This window comes from Streptomyces sp. NPDC057654 (assembly GCF_042800135.1).
Taxonomy (GTDB): Bacteria; Actinomycetota; Actinomycetes; order Streptomycetales; family Streptomycetaceae; genus Streptomyces.
Map to the genome: position 1 here is coordinate 1 of NZ_JBHVHQ010001460.1, position 1,115 is coordinate 1,115.

2 pseudogenes are annotated in these 1,115 nt (G+C 74.5%); both read right to left on the reverse strand.

Annotation, left to right across the window (positions count from 1 at the left end):
• Positions 1-496: pseudogene (locus tag ACFU99_RS44355) on the reverse strand (aminotransferase); the annotation flags it as partial.
• A gap of 81 nt (positions 497-577) precedes the next feature.
• A pseudogene (locus ACFU99_RS44360) lies at positions 578-1,115 on the reverse strand (alkene reductase); the annotation flags it as partial.

A 1,115-nucleotide genomic window follows, 5' to 3' on the forward strand; every position in this document is an offset into this window, starting at 1 on the left:
CGATGAACGTCCGGGCGCCATGGGCCCGGGCCGCCGCGGCGTTGGCGGCGCGGTCCGCGATCCGGCCGTCCGCCGACTGCACGGCGCTCACCGCGACGCGCGCCGGGCCCGGCCGTACGGCGTCGGGGAGCTTCTCCAGCGGCATGGTGCGCACGGTGAGGTCCGGGCGCATGTGGAAGGGGTTGACGAGGGAGCTGAAGTCGCCCTCGGCGACCAGGACTTCGGACCCGGGCGGCAGGGACTGGGCGATCAGCCCGCCGTAGACCGCGACGGACGCGCCCGCCGCGACGCGCTCCACGGGCACGCCGACGAGCCGGGCGTACGAGGCGCGCGCCGCCTCCACCGCCTCGTAGTGGACGGTGAGCGAGCGGCCCGCCGCCGTGTCCTCGACGGCCCCGGTCATGGCGGCGACGGCGGGGGCGGGCAGCAGACCGGCGGAGGCGGTGTTGAGGTAGGTCGTCTCGGGCGCGAAGAGCGTGGTCGAAAGATTCTCCATGGTGGCGACTATGCGCGGCGGTCCGCCGCCGCGTCCACGGTATTCAGCCGGGCCGAGGGCGCGTACGGCGGACGGGCGCTGTCAGGGCGTCAGCGTCGGGTAGTCGATGTAGCCCTTGTCCCCGCCCCCGAACATCGTCGCCCGGTCGGGCGCGTTGTACGGGCCTCCCGCCGCGAGGCGCGCCGGCAGGTCCGGGTTGGCGAGGAACAGCGTCCCGTAGGCGAGCGCGTCGGCGGTGCCGTCCTCGACGAGGGGCAGTTCCTCGGCGCCGGTGGGGCGGCCGTCCGTACCCGGGTTGAGCAGGAAGACGCCGCCGAACAGCTTGCACAGGGCGAGCGTCAGTTCGCGGTCCCGGCCCTCGACGACGTGCAGATAGGCGAGGCCGAGCGGGTCGACGGCCTTGACGAGGGCGGTGTAGACGGCTTCGGGGGCGGGCTCGTCGATGTCGTTGTACGGGTTTCCGGGCGAGATCCGCAGCCCCGTGCGGTCGGCGCCGATCTCGGCGGCGACGGCGCGGGCGGTCTCGACGGCGAAGCGGACGCGGTTCTCGTCGGAGCCGCCCCAGGCGTCGGTGCGGCGGTTGGTGTTCGGGGCCAGGAACTGGTGGATGAGGTAGCCG